General features: G+C 30.4%; 26 protein-coding genes. 3 read left to right on the top strand and 23 right to left on the bottom strand.

The features are described 5' to 3' along the window. Positions 1–142: 142 nt before the first annotated feature. The 19 genes from ACJDT4_RS03220 to ACJDT4_RS03310 all read right to left on the bottom strand — a co-directional run bounded on the left by ACJDT4_RS03220 (position 143) and on the right by ACJDT4_RS03310 (position 15639). On the bottom strand, positions 143–787 hold the full coding sequence (locus ACJDT4_RS03220) for an HAD family hydrolase (RefSeq protein ID WP_406786088.1): 645 nt from the start codon (positions 785–787) through the stop codon (positions 143–145). Continuing rightward, on the bottom strand, positions 780–1388 hold the full coding sequence (locus ACJDT4_RS03225; protein ID WP_406786089.1) for a sugar O-acetyltransferase: 609 nt from the start codon (positions 1386–1388) through the stop codon (positions 780–782). The genes ACJDT4_RS03220 and ACJDT4_RS03225 overlap by 8 nt, the downstream gene beginning before the upstream one ends. Positions 1389–1575: 187 nt before the next feature. Beyond that, positions 1576–2289 carry a MurR/RpiR family transcriptional regulator gene (locus tag ACJDT4_RS03230; RefSeq protein ID WP_406786090.1) on the bottom strand — a complete coding sequence of 238 codons (714 nt, stop codon included), beginning with the start codon at positions 2287–2289 and terminating at the stop codon, positions 1576–1578. A 26-nt stretch (positions 2290–2315) separates the two neighbouring features. Beyond that, entirely contained in the window at positions 2316–3071 is a 756-nt protein-coding gene (locus ACJDT4_RS03235; protein WP_406786091.1) for an EFR1 family ferrodoxin, read from the bottom strand. Positions 3072–3094: 23 nt separating this feature from the next. Continuing rightward, positions 3095–3451 carry an ArsR/SmtB family transcription factor gene (locus tag ACJDT4_RS03240; protein WP_406786092.1) on the bottom strand — a complete coding sequence of 119 codons (357 nt, stop codon included), beginning with the start codon at positions 3449–3451 and terminating at the stop codon, positions 3095–3097. Between the two features lie 492 nt (positions 3452–3943). Continuing rightward, entirely contained in the window at positions 3944–5110 is a 1167-nt protein-coding gene (locus tag ACJDT4_RS03245) for an alpha/beta hydrolase family protein (RefSeq protein WP_406786093.1), read from the bottom strand. After that, the gene (locus ACJDT4_RS03250) at positions 5100–5234 is read right to left on the bottom strand and encodes a hypothetical protein (RefSeq protein ID WP_013913624.1); all 135 of its coding nucleotides are present in this window, start codon (positions 5232–5234) and stop codon (positions 5100–5102) included. The genes ACJDT4_RS03245 and ACJDT4_RS03250 overlap by 11 nt, the downstream gene beginning before the upstream one ends. Positions 5235–5438: 204 nt before the next feature. After that, positions 5439–6491 carry a sensor histidine kinase gene (locus ACJDT4_RS03255; protein ID WP_406786094.1) on the bottom strand — a complete coding sequence of 351 codons (1053 nt, stop codon included), beginning with the start codon at positions 6489–6491 and terminating at the stop codon, positions 5439–5441. A gap of 4 nt (positions 6492–6495) precedes the next feature. Continuing rightward, entirely contained in the window at positions 6496–7188 is a 693-nt protein-coding gene (locus ACJDT4_RS03260) for a response regulator transcription factor (RefSeq protein ID WP_406786095.1), read from the bottom strand. A 168-nt stretch (positions 7189–7356) separates the two neighbouring features. After that, positions 7357–7944 carry a TetR/AcrR family transcriptional regulator gene (locus ACJDT4_RS03265; protein WP_406786096.1) on the bottom strand — a complete coding sequence of 196 codons (588 nt, stop codon included), beginning with the start codon at positions 7942–7944 and terminating at the stop codon, positions 7357–7359. Positions 7945–7956: 12 nt separating this feature from the next. Further along, positions 7957–8655 (bottom strand): ABC transporter permease, encoded by a 699-nt coding sequence (locus ACJDT4_RS03270; RefSeq protein WP_406786097.1) that lies wholly within the window; start codon positions 8653–8655, stop codon positions 7957–7959. Beyond that, a complete protein-coding gene (locus ACJDT4_RS03275; RefSeq protein WP_406786098.1) occupies positions 8630–9574 on the bottom strand; it encodes an ABC transporter ATP-binding protein in 945 nt (314 codons plus the stop codon). The genes ACJDT4_RS03270 and ACJDT4_RS03275 overlap by 26 nt, the downstream gene beginning before the upstream one ends. Positions 9575–10073: 499 nt before the next feature. After that, the gene (locus ACJDT4_RS03280; RefSeq protein ID WP_406786099.1) at positions 10074–10553 is read right to left on the bottom strand and encodes a hypothetical protein; all 480 of its coding nucleotides are present in this window, start codon (positions 10551–10553) and stop codon (positions 10074–10076) included. A 755-nt stretch (positions 10554–11308) separates the two neighbouring features. Next, complete coding sequence (locus ACJDT4_RS03285) at positions 11309–11626, bottom strand: hypothetical protein (RefSeq protein ID WP_406786100.1); 318 nt, start codon at positions 11624–11626, stop codon at positions 11309–11311. A gap of 5 nt (positions 11627–11631) precedes the next feature. Next, positions 11632–12630 carry a tetratricopeptide repeat protein gene (locus tag ACJDT4_RS03290; RefSeq protein ID WP_406786101.1) on the bottom strand — a complete coding sequence of 333 codons (999 nt, stop codon included), beginning with the start codon at positions 12628–12630 and terminating at the stop codon, positions 11632–11634. Positions 12631–12735: 105 nt separating this feature from the next. Continuing rightward, positions 12736–12918 carry a hypothetical protein gene (locus ACJDT4_RS03295; protein ID WP_406786102.1) on the bottom strand — a complete coding sequence of 61 codons (183 nt, stop codon included), beginning with the start codon at positions 12916–12918 and terminating at the stop codon, positions 12736–12738. 263 nt (positions 12919–13181) lie between these two features. After that, entirely contained in the window at positions 13182–14039 is an 858-nt protein-coding gene (locus ACJDT4_RS03300) for a hypothetical protein (RefSeq protein ID WP_406786103.1), read from the bottom strand. A gap of 62 nt (positions 14040–14101) precedes the next feature. Next, positions 14102–14584: a MarR family winged helix-turn-helix transcriptional regulator gene (locus ACJDT4_RS03305; RefSeq protein WP_406786104.1), complete on the bottom strand. Its 483-nt coding sequence runs from the start codon at positions 14582–14584 to the stop codon at positions 14102–14104. Positions 14585–15120: 536 nt separating this feature from the next. Then, the gene (locus ACJDT4_RS03310; RefSeq protein ID WP_406786105.1) at positions 15121–15639 is read right to left on the bottom strand and encodes an HXXEE domain-containing protein; all 519 of its coding nucleotides are present in this window, start codon (positions 15637–15639) and stop codon (positions 15121–15123) included. 151 nt (positions 15640–15790) lie between these two features. Between ACJDT4_RS03310 and ACJDT4_RS03315 the strand changes: the two genes are divergently transcribed. Further along, positions 15791–16363, top strand: coding sequence for a TetR/AcrR family transcriptional regulator (locus ACJDT4_RS03315; protein WP_406786106.1), 573 nt, complete (start codon positions 15791–15793; stop codon positions 16361–16363). 206 nt (positions 16364–16569) lie between these two features. On the opposite strand, the gene uvsE is transcribed toward ACJDT4_RS03315, so the two are convergent. After that, positions 16570–17826, bottom strand: a complete 1257-nt coding sequence (gene uvsE, locus ACJDT4_RS03320; RefSeq protein ID WP_406786107.1) for a UV DNA damage repair endonuclease UvsE — start codon at positions 17824–17826, stop codon at positions 16570–16572. Positions 17827–18784: 958 nt separating this feature from the next. On the opposite strand from uvsE, the gene ACJDT4_RS03325 reads away from it, so the two are divergent. Then, a complete protein-coding gene (locus ACJDT4_RS03325) occupies positions 18785–19648 on the top strand; it encodes a hypothetical protein (RefSeq protein WP_406786108.1) in 864 nt (287 codons plus the stop codon). Positions 19649–19885: 237 nt separating this feature from the next. On the opposite strand, the gene ACJDT4_RS03330 is transcribed toward ACJDT4_RS03325, so the two are convergent. The 3 genes from ACJDT4_RS03330 to ACJDT4_RS03340 are packed head-to-tail and all read right to left on the bottom strand — an operon-like array spanning position 19886 to position 21856. Further along, on the bottom strand, positions 19886–20149 hold the full coding sequence (locus ACJDT4_RS03330) for a DUF4176 domain-containing protein (RefSeq protein WP_406786109.1): 264 nt from the start codon (positions 20147–20149) through the stop codon (positions 19886–19888). Between the two features lie 27 nt (positions 20150–20176). Continuing rightward, positions 20177–20599, bottom strand: a complete 423-nt coding sequence (locus ACJDT4_RS03335; RefSeq protein ID WP_406786110.1) for a hypothetical protein — start codon at positions 20597–20599, stop codon at positions 20177–20179. 24 nt (positions 20600–20623) lie between these two features. Then, a complete protein-coding gene (locus ACJDT4_RS03340) occupies positions 20624–21856 on the bottom strand; it encodes a T7SS effector LXG polymorphic toxin (protein WP_406786111.1) in 1233 nt (410 codons plus the stop codon). Between the two features lie 268 nt (positions 21857–22124). On the opposite strand from ACJDT4_RS03340, the gene ACJDT4_RS03345 reads away from it, so the two are divergent. After that, positions 22125–22370, top strand: coding sequence for a hypothetical protein (locus ACJDT4_RS03345; protein ID WP_406786112.1), 246 nt, complete (start codon positions 22125–22127; stop codon positions 22368–22370). Positions 22371–22451: the final 81 nt, after the last annotated feature.

A 22451-nucleotide genomic window follows, 5' to 3' on the forward strand; every position in this document is an offset into this window, starting at 1 on the left:
ATACAAAAACTTTTAGGTCACTTATTTATGCAAAATTTTGTCGTTAAACTGACATTTAAAAGTCACATTTATTTTACTCTAAGTTGATAGCATTATTACTTGTAGCACGGTTGTCCTTAACGAGTATAATATAAACTTTTAGCTAAAATTTCAATTTTGATTCTAAAAACATTTTCAAATCATAAATATTGTTAAATATATAATTAGGATTAACTTTTCTCATTTCTTCCAGGTCAACACCATCAGACCAGGCTGCTGATAGGCAAGTTGCACCAATCTCGCTACAAGCCATTACATCAGAAAGTGCATCACCTATATAATAAAATTCATCATTGTTAACAGAGTATTTTTTTAGCAACCTTGAAATAGATTCTGCTTTATTATAACGTATTTCATCTCCTACCATTATATCACTAAAATAATTATCCATACCTAACTTTTTTAAAGATATATCGCAGCTTCTTTGACCTTTTCCTGTAATTAACGCTACAACAATGTCTTTATCTTTTAAGTACTTAATTAAATCACATATCCCTGAAAAAGGTTCCTTACATCTATCATGCATTTTCTCATAAAAATAATAAAAATCCTGAAGAGCTGACTCCCAATTGTCTTTTACCACTGCTTTAACCATTCCTGTTTCGTTAAGCCCAAAAGTTTGAACAATCTCATTATTTGTTAAGTCATGTCCTGTATATGGTGATACAGATTTTTTAAAAGCCTCAATACACATAGGGATTGTGTCAGCTATTGTTCCATCGAAATCAAACGCTACCATCTTAATCATGTTTGCAAGCTCCATTAATTTCTCGAATTACTCGACATGGATTTCCAACTGCTACACAATTTTCAGGAATATTCTTTGTCACAACACTACCTGCTCCTATAACACTGCCATTTCCTATACTGATTCCAGGCAAAATAATGACGCCACCACCAATCCAGCAGCCATCACCAATAGTAACAGAAAGTGCATAGGTACGACAAAAATATTCTCCACTTTCCACATTCCAATCCGGTGTTAATCGTTCTGCCAGCTCTACCGGATGAGTAGCTGTATAAATTTGTACATTAGGTGCAATAAGAACATTATTACCTATAGTTATTTTGTTACAATCCACAAAAGTACACTTCATATTGATAGATACATTATTACCTAAATGAATGTTACAGCCGTAATCACAGATAAATGGTGATCCAACAGATACATTAGTACCTATATTGCCTAAAAGACTCTGCAAAACTTCTCTTTTCTCTTCTTTACATTCATAAGGAAGGCTATTATATTTCGCTAGCAATACTCTAGTTGTATTTTTAAAATCCAAAAAAATTTCATCGTGACAATTGTAAATTTCTCCTGCCATACACTTTTCAAATTCTGTTTTCATTTTTCATCTTACTCCTTTTCCATTACATCTAATAATAAAGATAAAGCACCTTGAAACTTGAAATTTATTTATACCAAAATGACGTCTTCTTGGGATTATGTTGCACATGAATTTCAATAGTTGAATCGGTTTATCTATAGTATAAAAAACATCTTGTTACATAACTAGTAACAAGATGTTTCAAAATTCATATTCTTCTTGCCAATGCTTCTATAAGAAACAGTACAGGTACCTGAGTTGTTGCATTATATCCGCCGTTGACTATATGCATATTCATATTATAGGAGATATTCCAGTCTGATATTCTTGCAATAGTGGAATTAGTTTGATTGGTGATGCTCAAAATATTACATTTGTTAGTTTTGAAACGATCAATTAAATTAATAATCTCTTTTGTTTCTCCCGAAACAGAAAGTGCAATTATCACTGTAGAACTCGCCATCTCTTTTGTAATTGGATAATGCGCATCTTCTAAGCCTATTGAAAACTTACCTAAATTAGAAAAATATCTTGCTCCATATCTAGCCAGTGTACCGGAGGACCCCCCTCCTATAAATATAACAGTTTCTGCTTTTCTAATGAAATTAGCACCCTGCTCTATTTTCTGTTCAAAAGAATTAGTGTTAGTTCTATTAAAGTACTCCAACAGCTCAGCTAAATCATTTTGAGGCGGCATTTCCTTGATTTGATATAAGTATTTCTTAAGTCTTTCTTTGAATTCCTTATACCCATCACAGTTCAATTTATTACAAAATCTAAGGATTGTTGATGTAGAAACATGCATCACCTCACCCAATTCCCTAATAGTCATATAAGGAATTTTCTCTCCATTATCAACAATAAATTTATACATCTGAATCTCAGTTTCATTAAATTTTTGAATATTATCATACGAAAACATTGTAGCCTCCAATAAACTTCTATTTGCTAGTTATATATAATTGGACATCTATAACGGATTTTGCCAACACTTTTTTCTCCATACTCAATAGCTCCTTTGGGACATTTGCAAATACATGCCATGCAGTGAGTACAGTCTTTACCCCAAATAGGTTTGTTTCCTTTTAAATTGATATTGTTAAGTGGACATTCCTTTACACATGTGCTGCATCCTACGCACTTATCACCTACTGTAAACTTATCCGCTTTTACTAAGAATGAATAAAAAATTGTATTTATAACAGAACTTTTGAGACAATCAATAATGTTGCTCTGTCTATCAATAAATGACTTTCCTTCCCGAATCCTTGCTCCAATCTTATGGATTATAGGATTTGCATTTTCAATTATCTGCATTGCAACAGATTTCTCTGGTGCATCATACATAGCAATATAATTCTCTGGCATCACAATGGAAGCTACCCCCATATATTTAAAGTTTTTTCTTTTACAAAGTCTTTTTATATATTTCTTAGCATTTCCTATACTTGTGCCGCAATTCATTATAAAGTAGACATTCTCAGTACCTGTGAACCTTGTTTTATCAATCCATTCTTCTACTAATCTTGGAATTCTCCAACAATAAGTTGGTACAACAAAAACTAATCTTCCAGTTGCATTTATTTCTGATATATCATTTTCCCTAATTCGCTTATTAATTGAAATAAGGCCATCTCCTGCTAAATCCGCTATTTGTTTAGCAATATATGTACTATTTCCTGTTCCTGTAAAATATAAAATCATTAAAATTTTCCTTTCTTGGCCTCTTATTCTTCACCGCTTCTATCTGGTAAAGTTCCCATAATCTCTTTTATATGCCTAAACAAATTAATAACTTTGTCAATTTCATTATCTTCTGGATCAAGGTAATAATAAATGCATGTCCCTTCTTTTCTGGACTTTACAATACCAGCATCCTTTAATATTTGTATATGATGGGATACTGCAGATCTAGATAGATTGGTATTTGCAGCTATATCAATCACTCTACTTCCGCTGCACTTCCTTTTCATCATAATACATAAAATATATTGCCTTACTTCATCTCCTATTGCTATCAAAAGCTTTTGACAATTGCTAAACTCTTGTTGTAATTTTTTTATATCATCCATTGTTTTTTCCATAGTTACCTCCGAACTGTTTAAGTACTTAAACATTTATAGTATAGCATATAGTTTTCATAAAAGTTTATCTGTAAAGAAAATCGAAGCAGATAGATTACCTTAAAACAGTTACACACAATTAGCAAAGCGTTCACAATTATTAAATATAAGATTATATCCTCCAAAATCTGAGCCCACTTTACTTTAAGCTCTTTTAACTATTTCTTCTGGCGTATATTTAGCCTTTTGGTAACCATAAACATACACTTTTCATTAAATTTATTTTTGACATTAAAAAATGAGGGTCACCTTCATAATCTAGTGATCCTCCATTCTTAATAATATATATTTTTTATGATATGGCTCTCATATTACTGCATCAGTTAATTCTTTAAAATAATTATTTAAATTTTTTTAATTAAAATGTATCGTTACATGTTTCTAACAAGCACAGTTCCACCTGTACTAATGTAAGTTTCATAAGCTTCACCTGTAATCAACTTAAAAAATATCCTAGCAATCACTTGGTCTAGGTGCAAAAGGGCCAAGACCAATGGAACAAAGCCAATTCAGTACTACCTCATGCAGCACATTGATGTTGTCTACCTGACAGTGTTCTAATCCGCCAATTCTTCTATCCTCTATAGGGAAAAACGTCTTGTTTTTCGAACCGGCCTGTTCGTAATTTTTAAGAGCTTGCGTTAGCGGATTGGGCTGAACTAATATCTCTTCTGCACCATGCATCACAAGAAGAGGGCATTCTATCTGGTGAAGCACACCCTCGAGATTGTAGGCAAAACGAGGATTTTCTGCAAAGTCATCCAAGCTTTTCGCACCCAGGATTCTCATGCCGTGACCAGCCAAACTCGGTGGCATCCATTTTAGCATTGCTTCCCAGTCGAATGCGTGGGTACCTCCGTCAGAGATGACGGCAGCAATCCTGTGGTCGAAGGAAGCAAATCTAAGTGAGTCGTATGCTGCAAAGCTCTCACCGTGGACAATAATCTTGTTAGGATCCACTTCCGGTCTAGTTAGAAGAAAATCGATTGCTCTTGAATGAAAAGCCTCGCTGTCAGCTCTCCTGCCCTTTCCCTTTTCGTACATTGAAAGACCAGTTCCAGGCTGATCATAGACCATAAAGTTATATCCACAGGAAATAAAGGCAGGTCCTAACCAGAAATAGTTCTCAATTGACCATTCATCACCACCATTGAGAGCCAAAATTGTGGGCTTCGGACCTTTTATCCAAGAAGGTGAGAAAAAGTACCCATCCAACTTGACATCCTCATAATCTACTTGGATTTTCTCTGGTTTGACATCAAAGTACTTTCCGGCAGCTTCGAAGAGTTCATTTACCTTCCTAAATATACGGATTTTCTCGGTGTCATCATCCATCACAGCATATTCAGCAATTCTGTTGTAATTGCAAGCACGAATATAGCAGTTACGTGCTGTATACCAGTTTCCAACTGCTTCTGCCTCCTTACCATGCCTTTCCAAAGTCTCTGCTGTTATGAGCCATTCCCTATGCCATGTTTCCTTATCATTTGGATCTATTTTTTTGCATGCTTCATAAATTTCGGTAACGTCAGTAGCACCAAGACTTGCCAAGCCTAGGGCTTTAGTTACTTGATATGACATCATATAGTTGTTTGGCCAACGGCTGAATTCAATTGACATTGCAGTATCCTCCTTCTCTAGTTATATTGATTACTCCCGTCCATCTCTGATTAAGTACAAGGGTACATGTTTTGAAATAATAGCACCTATCTATGCCGGTTTTGCCAGCTTGATTCTCTAACATATCATTTCCTCCTATCAATTTACTTGCATTTTTTTAAGTTACAAGTAAATTCTATGATATAAAAATAAAGCCGTCCTAAAAGTAAAATAAATCTTTATAAAAAGAATATAAAAGATTGTAAAGCACTAAAAAATAAAAAGGCCACTGCCTGTGTTCCATACTTTCAATCAGCAGTGGTCTTTAATTTATTGTAGAAAAATAAAATTAGTGTTTTGCAAGTGGGAGGCTGAACTTTATGCCCAGACCGCCATACTCAGAAGAATATGCATAAATTTCTCCACCATGATATTCAATAATCGATTTACAGCTTGCAAGTCCAAGTCCTATCCCACCATTTTCAATTTGCCTAGATTTATCCACAGTGAAAAATTTAAGAAATAGTGAAGATATATCTTTATCTGGCACTCCAATCCCATTATCCTCAATTTCAAAATAGGCATAAGACCCTTGTGAGTATCCGGTCATATACACTTTCAACTCATTTTTTCCTCCATATCTTACAACATTACTAAAGAGATTACCAAAGACCCGACCTATCATAATTTCATTGACCATAAGCATCATATTTGCCGTGAATAAATGTTTGTAAACAAGCTCGCAGTCAAGTCCCGATAGCTCATGTTCATATTCTAGGGCAATGTTTTTAAATAATTTTGATGCATCAACGGGTTTCACTGTCATGGATTCTAAATCCAGTTTCTCTTTGGTGAAGCTTAAAAAGTCATTGATGAGCTCAGCCATATATTTTGACTTTTTTTGAATCAACTCATAATATTCCTGCTTTTCATTTTCTGATAGACCCTTTTGCATAGCTAACAGTTCAGCAAAACCATTAATAGATGTTAATGGTGCTTTTAGATCGTGAGCAATAGCAGCAATCATATCTGTTTGCTCTTTGTGTGCTAGTTGGAGCCTCTTTTCCATATTGTTAAAGTGATTATAAAGGTCTCCAATTTCATCATTACTCCTTAGAGCAAGTGAAGGCAATGGATGCACGATATTTATTCTTTCCAATCTGGTATTAAGCAGTCCGATTGGTTTTTCTATAAAAAAATAAATATACATAATCAAAATAACAAAGATGAAACAGGCAATAGCAAATATAGGAAAGAGTAATCCTATATTTGATGGATTTAGTAATGAACCTGATATAGGTGAATATAATGCAAAGATAAACTTTAAATAGATTCCAATTGAAACCATAAAAACTATAAACATCACCAGGAACAATAAAGGAAGTTTTATTCTCAGTTTCATACTATTACTCTCTTTCCTTGTACTTATATCCAATGCCCCAAATTGTTTTAATAAAGTCATATTCAGGGCCAAGTTTCTTACGGATATTTTTTATATGAACTGTTACGGTATTTAATTCTCCGTATTCGTCTCCCCATACATGTTCATATATCTGCTCACGAGTCAATACATTATTGGGGTTATGCACGAGCATGGACAATATTTGAAATTCTTTTGTTGATAAATTAAGCTTTCTGTTATTTAGAAATGCTTCAAAGGTCTTATCATTCAAGATGAGAGGAGAATCATTTCTTTCTCTATTAGGACTAAGTTCATTCCACTCTTTAAAGAGCCTGTCAACTTTTCTGAAGTTGGCCCTTATCCTGGAAGTAAGCTCCTGAATGCTAAAGGGCTTTGCCATGTAATCATCTGCCCCTATTTCGAGCCCAACGATTTTATCGATATCCTTATCCCGGGCGCTTAAAAACAGAATTGAAACATTATAAGATTTTCTGATGCTTCGGCAGACATCAAAACCATCCATACCAGGCATCATTATATCAAGAATGATGAAATCAATGTGATTTTCTTTTAATGAACATAAGGCTTCTTTCCCAGAACATGCTGAAATAGTTTCAAATCCCTCATAACTTAAACTCTTTGTTATGAGTTTTACTATATCTTTATCGTCATCTACAACTAATATCTTTTTTTGCACTTTTGCACCTCCGAGCTACTTCAATAAGCTTTCTCTTCCACCGTCAAAGTTATAGCTTAACTTAAGCTTTCTCACATATATCAACCTATTTTATGCCTTGTAATTAGGCTTTTCAAAAGAGGATTTTGAAGTTTTCTGTAATTGGAATTTACACAAAGAATTCACATACTATGCTTTATATATAGGTATCAAAATATTATCTATCATGTCCTTAGCACTCTCTTCTGTGATCTTACCATGCTGAATAATCTCGTTGATAATCAGCAGAGACGGTAGATTTAAAGCCTTTTCAGAAATAGTATTTATGGAAAGTGAAATCTCATTGCGCTGATTAGCCCTAGTTATAATAGTCTCAATGGATTTACTAATATCATTTTCATTATTGATACTATTAAATAAGTCATAAGATACTGCATTGGAAAACATATCTGAAATCAAATCTCGCAGATCCTCAGGTTTTATAATCTGAAAAATTGGATTTAAGCTCTCAAATATCGCCATTAAGTCTTCTTTCAATGAACCATGATCTCCTATATCAAAGCTTATTGCTGGTGCCTGCCTGCTTATAGCCGCAAAAATAAGATAACATTTTTGTGGCCAGCGCCGATAAATAGCATTTTTATTGGTTTTTGCAGCATGAGCTACATCATCCATAGTCAATTTCCCATATCCCTTTTGTTGAAGCAATAACCAAGCCTCATCTAAAATTGCATTTTCCAGTATAACTCCTCGTCGTCGACTAACATTATCGTTCACTTTGTTTTCCTCCTATTTTGGGTCAACATAATTCCACCATAATATAGTACCATAAACACCAATAAATACTATAATAGAAATTGTCATTCTGCTGACTAAGCTAATTAGCTGAGGATTATTTAAATATATTCCAGGAATGGACCATGGAATATATGGTCCTACAGACTGTGATCCAAAAACAACAGCCATAATTAGAGCTACAAAAGAAATACTAACGGGCGCAAGTACACCACGTACCATGCTAGCAATGAATGGAAATAAGAAACTTAGCCCTATATTATATAGTGTTGCTATAACCAATCGTTTTACAATATTTCCAACCAAAGATACATTGAAATCCGCTAAATTAAAACAATGCCCTAGTATGAAAGTCACCATAATCGATATCACAGTTATACCTACAAAGCTCAATTCTAAAGCCAAAAACTTTGCAGTAACTAAAGTTGTACGAGGAATTGGCAAGGATAATAGATCTTTATAAGTTTGATCCTGATATTCCCTTCCAAATACCCAGGTGCTTAAAATACTGAATCCTATAAGACCAATTACAGTGGAATACATGAAAAAAGTACCCTTTAAAAATGCTTCCCAGGTTTTATCCTGCATATGAATAAATATTAAAAAAGTATAAAAGGCCAAAATATAGATTGGTATACGACCTCGCATTATTTTATAAAGCTCTATTTTAATCATTAGCCATAGCTGTTTCATAAGTATGCATCTCCTTAATTGTTCTAAGAAAGAATTCTTCTAAGCTTTCCTTTACAGGCTGAAAAATCATAGGATTTAATTTCTGTTGCTCTAATTGATGCAATAAAGCAGAATATTGGTTAATTGGTACACCTGAAACAAGTATTTCTGACTCACTTACTGAAGTACACTGTAAGTGTTTTGTAGCAAGGTAATCAGTAAGATTTTTAACAGACTCCTCAACTTTTATATATAGTTTGGATTGCCTGCATCCTTCAAATTCAGGAAAACTTAATTCCCGCAACAGGCGTCCACTAGCCAGTATTCCGATACGATTCACCAATTTTTCCATCTCATCGAGTAAATGACTTGAAATAAAAATAGTAGTACCATTTTTAGCCATTCTTAATAAAGATTGGCGTACAGCCACAAGACCCTCTGGATCTAGCCCGTTTGTCGGCTCGTCTAGCAAAAGAATCTTTGGTTTATGAATAAGCGCCTTTGCTAATCCAACTTTTTGATTGTTTCCTAAAGAAAGATCTTTTACCTTAACCTGTCGGTATGCATCTAACAAAAGCTGCTGTGATATGTTATCAATTCGTTTCTTAATTTCCGAATTTGGGATGAGTCTTTGCTTTGCATATAATATGAGATTTTCTTCAACAGTAAAGTTTGGATATGCATGTGGTGTTTCAATCAAGTACCCCACCTGATTCCAAAACTCAGAAGGAAGCTTTGAAATTGATTGTCCTGAATAATAAATTTCGCCTGATGTAGGTCGAATCATTTTTAGCAACATGCGCATCGTTGTTGTCTTTCCAGCACCGTTTAACCCTAAAAAGCCGTATATTTCACCTTCGTTAGCTGTCAGGTTAATATTAAAAGCACTGTTTTTCGAACCATAACACTTTGTTAAATCTTTAGTTTGAATCATTGACAAATGTAACCACCTCACTCTCATGCTTTTGATATAAGGTACTATAGTACCCTATATGAAGAGTATAGCACCGGAATTTCAAATATGCAACATGAATTTATTATTTTACGGTCCAAGGAAACATCTTTTTTATATTTATGCATCCCCTTAGAATGGCACAAAATAAAATATATTTCGGGATTTCGCCCTTTTTTATGCTTTTTTTAACTTACGTAAAAAGGAGTATCGCAAGCTACTTTAAAAGTAATTTTGCGACACCCTCTTCTATATTGTAATATATACTTTATGAAGTTATTTAATTTTAAATCACGTAATTTATTTCCATCCATAAGCTTCTAAAAATTTATCTGGTATTCTTAATTCTAATTGTTGTTTAAGTTCTTTAAAGAAAATATCAAAATCTGCTTTTTCATATGTTATCGTTACTTTTTACTACAGTTTTTTTAATGATGTATTTACAACATTTTATTCAGTAACACTCTTATCAATTATGAATTCACTTTTAAATAATAGTTATGGCATAGTCTTCTTTTAAAATATTATTTATTCTTTTAATTTCACCCCATATACCATTTGAGTAACATTCCCCCATCCACTTCTTATATTGACACATTTTATTTTGATTTTTCATTAATACACCACGCATACTAGTAATTATTTTGTCTCTATTAATTTTAAATGGTGCCATCCTATTTTCTTCGCTTATTATTTGAAAAAATAAAACTGATACAGCTGCATAAATCTCAAAAACTCCTTTATTTAATAAAAAATATAAGGTGTTTTGTAATTCTACTTTTACATTTAGTTCTGGATAGTCATTAAATATCTTATATATACCTCCACGCATTATATTAGGCCAATCTGTCGGTACATTTGCTCCAATAAACGAACTAAGTTCTACCTTATATTTATCTTCTCCTAATAGCACTTTATACAATTCGCCTCGCTTAATTGATTCAATAACCATTTGTTCAATATTCATGTTAACTATTACTTCCTCCCCCTGCGTTTTCGGGCTTGCTTTTTCTCCTGTAACTTTCTCAGTAATCCAATCAGCAAACTTATCAAATATGTCTTCTTTTGCAGGCTTATTTCTCCAGTCATTATCTTCTTCATTTACTTCTTTTAATAGCTCGTCGGTCTCTTCTAATATTTACTCTGTATCTTCATCCTTATCATCTCCAACTTTTTCGCCATCATAAAACATTTTAGAATATTCAATATAAGATTGGCTTGTCCTTAAAGTTACAAATCCACTCTTTAACTACATAAGAGTTCTAATTCTTAAATTGCATAATGATACTAATTCCTCTGATTCATTTCTATTTTTCCTTCAGCCTTTTTTATATCTATACACTGAATTGCAATAATATTTTTTCAAGTTTAATTTAACTTATTATTTAATTTTCGTTTTAATCCTAATAACTTTTATAAATTTCACTACTTACTTAATATCATAAGTATAAGCTTAATTATTCTATATCTTAATCATAAGCAAAATAAAAAAACTCCTATCCCTTTTATAAGATAAGAGTTTTTCATAACTAGAATATATATTTTTTAATCTTAGCTAATACTACTCTAATAATTTATCCAATAAAGAATGTCATTACAGACCACGGTCTAAGAATTACAACTCCAAAATTCACTGTATTTACACTATATAAAGTTAAACATAAAAGCATAATAGATAAAAATAACATGATAGATAATTTTTTGTGCTTTTTTAATTTCATTTTATATCACATCCTTATTTAATATATTTAAATGTAAATTATTAATCTGTTTAAGACTTTCAATATCACTAATATTCAAATAAAAATCTGTCAATTTGCACAGAAGCTTTTGACTGATTTTCTCCTTTTTAATTGATAATTTAAAGAAAGCTTCTTTAATATCATCAACCTTTTCTTTAACATTTAAATCTTTATAAATATCAATTAGCAATGATAATATGTCTTCTATTAGGAAATAGTTTTTATTTTCTTTAGCAAACTCCAAAGATTTTAAATAAAACTCTTCAGCTCTCTTTAAATTATTTAAATATTTAAACATTTTTCCTATTTCAATATATATATATCACTTACATAAGTAAAATTAACATTTATATTCTTAACTTGTTTAAGTATAATTTCCAAAATTTCATTTACCTTACTATTATCGTTGATTTCAATATACACATTAGACATATTTACTAATGTGATTAAATATTTTTCAATATCTTTTTCATTCACTAACTCTAAAATCTTATTAAATATTTTAAGTGCTTCATCATATTTTTTTAGTAAAAGCAGACAAGTTGCTTTTCCAATTAATATCTGAACGTATTTGCTTTCATCATTCTTGTCTATTATTTGTTCTACCTCATCAAAACTATCTAATGCTTTATTAAAATTTTTTAATTTTTCATAACAAAGAGCACTATTATAAAGGAAAACAGCTCTATTTTTATTATCTATATCCGAAAAATATATGGTTGCAAATTCAGAGCATTTTATACTCTCCTTATATTTTTCAGTATAAAAATAAACCATAGATAATTTTCTTAAAATATTAAGTAATTCTTTAGCAAATTGCCTTTTATTAATTAAAGCATTAGCTTTTTCATAATATATCGAACTTTTATAAAAATCATTTTGATTGCAAAAATAATCCCCAGCTAATTCATATATCCTTAGTTTTTTATCTTTAATATCCCAATCAATTAAAAAAACTTCTGCTTTTTTCAGTGTTTCAATAAAGCTTCCATCTCTAGATATTACTAATGCTTTCAATTCTTCTATGTAATCATCAAGAATCTTATTAGCTTGTTCAATTTGATTTTCCATTAAATACTCAACTGTTTCAGTAACTTTAAAACCTTTTTTCTTTGCTAATTCAGTTAAGTTTTTTATAATTACTTCTGCTGTTTTTTTAGTTATATTTGCTTTATTAGTTTCAATTTCGCTTATTAGATTCCTCGTTATATCATTTCCTGAAATCTCATCTTGCTTTAAATCATACTTTTCTCTAATTGTCTTTATCTTATCACCATCCGATATTACTGTACATTTTTCCATTGAAAACTCTCCTATCTTATACACCTTTTATCATTATTAACAATTATATCAAATATACTATTTTATGTAAATAGACTTGTTTACACTTTAAGCTTAAGATAATTATCAATCTAAAATATTGCCAATAAGCTTACCAAATTTAAAAATTGATTCAATGACATTATCTATGCTTGTTTCGCTAGTCTTTCCATCATCATATGTTTCTTTATAATCTCCCATCTTAAATTTTTTATCTATTTTATCACCTAAATTTATTAATGGATTAAATATATTACCTATACCTTTCATTTCTTCTGGTGTATACTTAGTTAGCCTTTGGCATAAAAAAGAGGGTCACCTCTATCATCTGGTGAGCCTCCATGCTAAATAATATATTTTATCATTTATGATACATTTCATTCCAAGCTAACGCCGTTATTGATGATACGGTTCTCCGTAACTATCTTATCGGCGTCACTTTCAAAAATAGGTGTTTTCTTATATTCTTTTTGATATAATTTCATACTTAAAAAATATTGATTTGTCATTGCATAAGAAAATCGTGTATTCTATTAGTTACTCGAACCCATGATATATTTATCTATTATGACTGAAGAAATAAATAAAATTGTAACATCTACCACACTACGAAAAAACATCTGAGGCATAAAACCTTTGATTATTAAACCAATGAAGCAATTAAAAATTATCCAATTTACACCAATAGTTGCTACAAACCTTAACGGAATACAATTATGCTTTTTTCCAAGCACTAATAAAGAATGTAAAATTACATAAATAAACCCCATAGATAATCCAAAGCAACCTGTCCATAAATAGCATGCAACTGGATATAAAGAAGCATAATTTGCTATAAGCCCACTTTCATATCCAATCGCTCTTTCAATAAAAATAGCTATTGCAATAATTAAGATTACCTTAATGTTTTTAGCTAGGCTTAATTTTTGAATTTGATTACCTATTCTATTATTAGTTAATGTAAGAAAAGCAATAGTGAAACATAGTAACATTGTAGGTATACCATCTCCTAAACCCATTATAAATTGATACTTTACAAACTCAATTCCCCATGCTGAAAAAGGAGAACCTTTAAGCATTACTTCTTGCATTCCAATTAAATAAGTTATTGCAAATGCTATGCCAAATCTGATACCAACTTGTAATTTAGGCATGTTGGATCTTCTTCCAATATACCCTACTGATATTGAGCACTGTGTAAATAGCACAATAAAATAAAACACCGCTACAGCAGTAAAACCAAACCATTTAACGAAAATACTATCAAATTTTGTAGCATCCGCTGTTGCTGGCATCAGAGCATGAACAACGATTGCAAGAATAGTGGAAACTATAATGGTAATAGCATTTATTACGATTAATTTCCATATGCTTATACATTTTTTATCCATTTAAAAACCTCCAAATACATTGAAATACTTATTAGCATATATTTTTACTCATAATTTGTTTATTAATCTTCTTTAAATCCACTCTCGTTTTTCTTATCTAATTCGTTAATGTTCAATAGTATCTTCTTCATGACCTTTCTAGTAACCTCTAATTCATCCTTATCTATATTATTAAATAATTTCCTAGTAAATGCTGTACCTTCTCTTTTAATCTTTATCCAAAAATCATGACCATTTTCGGTTAATTTAAGTCTAGTTACCCGCCCATCATCTTTGTCCTTTTCTAAAATTAATAATCCTTTTTGTTCTAATTTTAAAGCAATCTGTTTTACATTTTGATGAGAACTTCCCATTTCTTCGGCAGCTTCTTTTATAGTAGGCGGATTATCAAATAAATTATCTATAACAATCGATAAGAACCATTGTTTGGTTGTAATATCAAATTCATTAAATTCTCTTTGTAATAGTGAATCAACTCGATTAGAAATCACAAAAATTGACCCAAATAAATATTGCAAATTATCCATCATTTCAAGCTTATTCATAAGCACCTCCATAAAATAAATAAAGGTAATGTATTACCTTTATTTATTTTATATTACTATTTATCAATTTGTCAATATGTTTTAATAATGTAAGAGAAACTAAGAAGAAGGAGAGCATCTTTATTTGAGTACTCTCCTTCTTCACTATTTATAATAAATTTTATCTATTTCATTTCCAACTAACGCCATTATTTATGGTATGGTTCTCCGTAACCATATTATCACTAAATATGGTTAGCTACTATTTTTATTTTGCTATTTTTACTTATATTATATCAAATTTTTATAAAAGATAAACCTATATAATTTTTTCTATTTAAAAATTTTAATCTCAATAATATAAATTGTAATTTGAAGAGTATTAAAAGCATTAATCTCCCTCAGCTCTTTATTTATAAGTATTAAAAGGAAACTGGGATTTATCACTTCATAACTTTTTCAAATCTAAATAAATCTTCTCCGTCATTGTAAGTTTTCATTATCGGTGTATGTGGATCATGGTGATGTTTATTGAATTATTCTACAATCAGTTCAATTTAGCTTCTAAAAAATCTAGTGATTTTTCTAGCCATTCTGTGTGCAAAAAATAAATTAGCCAAAAATATAATCATACTTATTATGCTCCACATTATTCCAAATAATAGCTTCATATTACAGCTCTCATATACAAAGCGTATACTATAAATTGAATATATAACTGCTGGAATTACAGTTATTATAGCTGGTATATATTTTTTATATATTGCCCATTGAACTATATGAATTATCAAATGAATAAGAAAAGTTACTAAAGTACCAAACCATAAATAATACCATTGAAATACAATTGCTGTTAAAGCAATTACTAGTAATATAATAAATTCTTCACTTACAGCAAGTGCAAAACCTGCAGTACTAATGCCCTCATATTCCCCGGCAACTTTAGGATACTTTTTGAGTAATGCTGACCTTTCTTTATTAAACCACCATTCCTGAAATATAATTTCTTCAAAATCATGAACCATAAATATAAGTGGGAACAACCAAATTAAACTTATAAATTGCATATTTTCCATTTTATTCACTCTCCCTTATCTCTCTTAGCTAAGAAGTATTTTTTTAATCTCAATAGAAAACTTACTTGCAAGTATAATATAATATAAACATTACTTTACTTTCTATAGCTTTTTAGTAACTTATTAATATTTAAGCATTGGAGTGTTTTAATTGAAAAATGGAATAAAAGGCACAGAAACAAAAAATAAATTACTACATATTGCAATTCATGAATTTGCCAGTATGGGATTTGAGAATACCAAAGTAGATACAATTGTAAGGGAAGCTAATCTTACCAAGCCATCTTTATATATATATTTCAAAAGTAAACAAGCTATATTTGATGAAATAGTAAATATTTGCACTCTAAAGCTGGAAACTGAAGTTAAAAAGATAGGATTAACACAACTTAATAATACATTAAGCCAAGAAAGAATAAAGAATGTTTTGGAGAACTTTTATGAATTTGTTTTAGAAAACAAAGAACTTATGATCATCGGAATAATATTAAATAAAAATAATGATATGCTTATAAATAAATTAGCAGACATAGTTAAAAGCAATTTAAGAATTGAAGCAAATATAAATTATATTAAATCTACTTTCGCTAATAATGTTTTCGCTGACATCTTAGTGACAAACTCACTAATGCTATGTAAGAATTATTTACTGACTGGGAAGTCTTCGCCAAAAGAACTAGTCTCAATTTTATCTTCACTCTATAGTGAGAGTATATTTAAATAAAATATAGATATCCAGAAAATCTCCCATTCAAATTCTAGTTTATCGTTCAATTAAAATTTATTATAATATATCTTGTAAATATAATCTTACTTATGATACGATATTTGCACATGTAAAAACAGCCTCAGGTAATTCATATCAATACCTAAGGCTACAAGTCTCACTTACTTATGGTAAGGTTCTCTGTAACTAATTCTAATTGCTAACTATAGATAAAAATAAAGTGAATCAATAAGATACTTTACTTCTTGTTCCTTAGCACATTTTAAAACATGTTTTTTCAAGGTTTCAATTTTACCTTTGCCTTCTTCAAAATCCTTAAAAAGCTTCTGATACCTTCTTTTTTCCGCTTCTGAACATTTTTTGTTTACATATCCCCAAACATGCTGAAGGGCATTAATCTCTGCACCCCTATCTACTTTTAGCTCTATGGCTTTATCAATTAAGGAATAAAACTCTCTTACAGGAGGCAATTTTTTATTCTTTAAAAGTTCTCTTATTTCACTATATATTTTTTGAGACCTGCTTAAAACAAAATACTTATATCTTGCCCACTCTTCTTCTAAATTTTTAATTTCAAGCTTATTTTTAGTTATATTTATGCACTTAACTGCTGAAAGATTTTTGTCCTTAACTTCTAGCATTATATCAATGTCTTTATCTTTTAAGCTGTTATAAAATTCCAAAAATTCGTCAGCAAAAATAGTATCCGAATGTGCACCAAAAGTTCCTCCATTCTTATGCTGAGAATAATGAATTTTTTGTCTGCCATCTTCTTTTTTCCAGGTCTCTTTGCATATGCTTATCCATTCACCTTCAGACAATTTCTTAGGCGATGGATTCAGCTTATTATGAAGATTATCAAAAACTACAGGTATGGAAATTTCTTTTGATATATTTAACACTTCTTCAACATTATAATTTCTATCATCATTTTCAATAATCAATCTCTTTTTTATTTTTTCTGGCAGCTTAAAATAATTCTTTATAAAGTTTTCTGATGCTTTTTGCTTATCACCATAAACGCCGCCTATATGAAGTATAATTTTATTTTTGCTGTCAACCTCAAGTGCATCAAGAAAGGAAGTATGGTACTCTAAATCTCTAACTGCATTTTCTACAACTTCATCATTTATAGAATTTAAAACTGTGTACTGACCTGGATGCATAGATACTCTCATATTTGAGTTCTTTATCTTTTTTCCTATATCTAAAAGTTTATCTTTAAACTCTTCCCGCCAATTAAGAGTATTTACCTTATGAGATCCAAAAGGAATTATATCTGAGCTTATGCGAAATAACTTAATTTCATTTTCTATATTGTAATCAATTATATTAATAAGTGCCTCTAAATTTTTATTTATTATTTTTCTTATGTTATCCTCAGAAGCATTTTTAAGAGTACATGCTGAAAGCTGAGTATTTTCCACACCTAAGGTAATACATGCATAGCCTATAGACAAATTATCACTCCTATTCAAAGATTACTTTAAAATAATTCTTTTTGTCTCCCTTTAATATAACATAATTATCTTATAAATTATTCACTGTAACAGACTTTTTTATACTTTTACTTTTTTAACTAAATTATTATGTTTAGGGCGTAAGAAATAAAGAATTTAACAATCATCTTCTATATAATCCAGCTATATACCTTTATCTAATTAATTTCACACAATCATAAGAATAAGTAGGACTCGAGTAAGTGCTAAGAGCTGCTTTGCCACCACACGATGAAAATTTTTTTCAATTTACACTTCATCGCTATAACAATCTGTTGTCCATTTTTTGCTAAAATTTTATTCTATGAAAAAAAATAAGCTAAGCTAGGTTCATATTGAGTTTATTAGCTTTACATATATAACCGTTTCGTTAAATATAGGTTTTACACATTAAAAATCACATAAAGCCCATTAAATTCACGATATTTTATGGGTTAGCCATGATTTCAAAAAAAAATATAAAATGTACAAATTATTATTGTACACCTTATATTATGACATTATTTACAAAAAAATTTTATAGTATTGGATTGTCCTATAATAAGTAAAATTTATAAGTTTTATAATAAATTTTACTTATTATAACTCATAAATGTAATTTAGATAAAAACATTAACTACAAATATCATAAACAAACAATGATAAAAAGGCTAATATTATGCATCCTATTACAGAATTTAGTAAAATACTCTTATCACTTTTGACTCTCTTTAATATAATTAAATGATTAATATAGAATATCACGGTCATGATTGCTAGTATAAATACATAATCTGTTCTAATCATACTTTTTCTCCTTAACAATATTTTTATAAATATTATAACAGTAAAGAATATTCTTAACAATATTATGTTGATTTTTTGTAATTAAAGATGTATACTGTAAAAAAATACATTTAACTACATTGGGGGAATTTAAATGAAAAAACACATTTTATTACTATTTTCATCAGCTTTTTTGATTACTTGCTTTATGTCTCAAAATAATATTACACATGCCGAAACAGTAAACGATACCACACCAATAGATCGTATATCACAAATGCAAAATCAAGTTCACCAAAAAAATAAAGCTAAAGTAATATCAGTTAATGACAAATATATTAAAATTACTAACTATGATAATGGACAAACTAAAAGCGAGGCTTTTGATAAATCTGGATATATCTCAGAAAGAACAAAGGAATATTTAGAAAAATCAGATTTTTCAGCAAATCCTCTAAGTGCAAATCTAAGTGTTGCAAACCCAGTTCAAGGTCATAATACGTATAGTTGGATAAGAATAACTACAGAATTAGATTATGCAGGCCCTCAAAGCACCTATTATGTATACGGGTATTATTCTTGGCTTGTGGGTGCTAATAACAGAAAAACCGATGTCATTGGATTAAGTCATGATAGTAATGTTTCATTTTATGGAGATAATTATGCTGAATCACATAATTATTATTACTGGGATAATTCTGAGGATCACCTTGAAGATATATCCTTAAATCATAATTCAGACGGATTTAAAACAGACGTAAACGGAATAGCATTTCCATTTACACTTAATTATTATAGTACTGACATAAATCATCTACCTTATGGTATGATAAGTACTAGAGCCCAAAATACAAGTTATTCTGGTAGAAGTTGCAATATTTCTTGTTCTTATGCTCATCAAGAAACATATCTCACAATAAAACCTGATATAACTTTTCCTGGGGGACCTAAAATAGTAGTAGAACCAGAAACCAAATTCGATAATGCAGCATGTACAATTAATGCTAATTTAGATTAATATTATATTATAAAAATAAGCTGTATTACTTAAAATTAATACAGTTTATTTTTTTCTGAATTATTTGCATATTAAATTTAGATAGCAAAAGATTTAGATAATGTACCTAATGATATAGATATGAATATTTCTAATAAAAAGTTGAATGAGAAGGAATTGGCGGAGCTCAGAAAGATTATTGAGCATGCCAAATACCCATGCATAAATCATAAGAGTAAAGCTTAGGTTTATAGCACTCTAGGCTTTATTTTCATCCAAAACAAGTTTATTAAACTCCATTTGTTCTTCATCCTGCATACCAATAAAAAATATTTTGTCAATTTGGTCATGATTAAATACATATGTATGCTTTGCGTCAATATTTCCTTCTGGGAATAAGCAGCCTATATAATCCCAAACCTTGCCTGTAGTATCTTCTTTCTGATCTACACCATAAATCATCAATCTTTTTTTACCTTCTTTTAAAAGAATTACTGAACCTATTGGTAAATATTTATCCATTAAATATCACTCCCTCTAATAACCTGATTATTTTATAAAAGATAAAACTATCATCACTACTTGTGCTATTGAAAAAATAGTTATACATATTATAGATTCTATTTTTATTTTTTTTATTTGGCCTTTATATTTATTAGATTTAACAATTTGTTTATATGCAAGTATACAAGTTATAGCAAGTAGTCCAGGCACTGGTATGGCCAAATTATCATTATGATAATATTGTCCTAAAATAAATAAAATCAAACCAAACGCGATGCAAAACATGAATGCTCCACCAAGCTTATACCTTTTATAAACAAGATAAATACCCCCAAAAGTACAAATCATAAAACTTAAAACAGCTATTATAACTTGAAACTCTATTTTTCCTAATTTCATTATAATGGTTGTAGCCAATAAAACTAACATAGATATATCTCTTATCACTTTTTCGTGTTTATATTTCATTGAATTTTCTCCTTGTACACATTATTACCAAAGATGAATTGCTTTCTTTATTTTTTCTGTTGCCCAATTTGCAAGTGTTCCAATTCCAGCAGCAGCACCAATGCTTAAACCAACTATAGCCTCTTCTGGCAAAGCAAAAGTTCCAATAACCCCAACTGCAACACCACCTAACAAATAAGACGCACCTGTCATACTAATATCAATGCCAGAAGCTTCAGCCTTTTGTGCTATCGTTTTATTATTTTTAATATCGCCAATAACAGATGCTCCAGTTAACCCTACAGTTAGAATACCTGTTCCTTTCCCAAGATTTAGAATTTCAGGTATATCTACTTCAAGATCTCTTACATCTTTAGGTATATTTCTTAAAAAACCTCGCCTATATGCATGATTATAGCCTAATTTTTTAAGATTTGCGCTTATCTTATTAGGAGATACCTTTTTCCCTTTGCCTACCACTGCTTCAATATCAAGTCCTATTAGTTTATCAATTCCAGCAACTAAGGCGGATGTTATTTTTGAGCCTACAGCAACATCATAAGCGGTTTTACCGCCTTCAATGTAGTTGTTAGCATTGATTTTTATTGATGTAAACCAAGATTCATCGATCCCATCTGGTAAAGAATAACTTCCAGTTTTTGAATCGACAACTGTATCATTCAGCACCATCACACTCTGCACAACGAGCTTAAAATTATTCAAGTCATCATTAAATAGCCCATTCACTGCCGAGTTAAACTTGTAAAGTTTTCTCAGTTTATCCTCAATTTTATCCAAATCTTGTTGGAGGCTTTCAGAATAATTTTCAAGAGACTGCGCAGATTCGTTAAGCGATGATGCAACAGAGAACAAAGACGCCGCTTCAGCTGTTGAAGCCATTGCCCGCAAGGTACTAGCTGTGCTATCTGTTGCTGCTTTAATTTCTTCTGTTGAAACCTTCTTAGCATTGAGCTTGTCTTCATCCAGTACACCTTCACCACTGACCTCTTCATTTGCGCTCTCGTACTGACTAAGATGCTTTTTCGTGTCATCAAATACAGATGAAGCCCGATGAATCGTTGGAATAATTAATGCTGAAAATAAATCCTTTCCTGCATTAAACGCCGAACCATCCAAGGCCTTACCTGCGCCGATAGAACTTGTTAGCCTCTTACTTGCACTTACCAAGTCCTCTAGTGCTGCTTTTGCCGAGCCAATGTTTGCTCTTAAGCCACTTATCAAATTCTCAGAATCTGAACTTGAATAAATTAATCCCATGGTAGTCCATCCCTTTCTTTTTGAAGTGTGGGCACTAATTTCTATTTCAATGTTAGACTCGCATGAGCCTCCTTGATTATATTAAACAAAATTGTAATTTATATACTTTGTTTCTATAATTATATTACTTTCTAATTTAATATTCAAATTTCGTCAAACAAAGATTTTAAATGAATCAATAGACAAACTAGATGCAGAATTAGTAAAGTTACAAAAAAGTGCTGCAACTGAAACTGGTCTTGATAATATGAGAACTGCTTTAAAATAAATGAATTCAGAGTTAAATAACAAAGAAGAAGCTAAAGCTGTTAAAGCATCTGAAAAATTAGAAGAAAATTGGGAACCAATTGAAGATGGAATAAAAGATAGCTATAAAGACCTTTATGAAAAAATTGAAGTGCCTATGGGAGCAATACAATCATCTGCAAAAGCAAATCCAATAGATACAAATACAATAACATCAGCAATAAAAGAATTAGATAAATTGTTAACTGAAATGAAAAATTTAAAATAGATTTGAAGCTGACTGATAAGTGTATTGTTAACATTAATCACACAAAACTATCTAGAGCCTAATAAAAAAAGAAGAACTCTA

It is taken from the genome of Clostridium neuense (assembly GCF_045310695.1).
GTDB lineage: Bacteria > Bacillota > Clostridia > Clostridiales > Clostridiaceae > Clostridium_S > Clostridium_S neuense.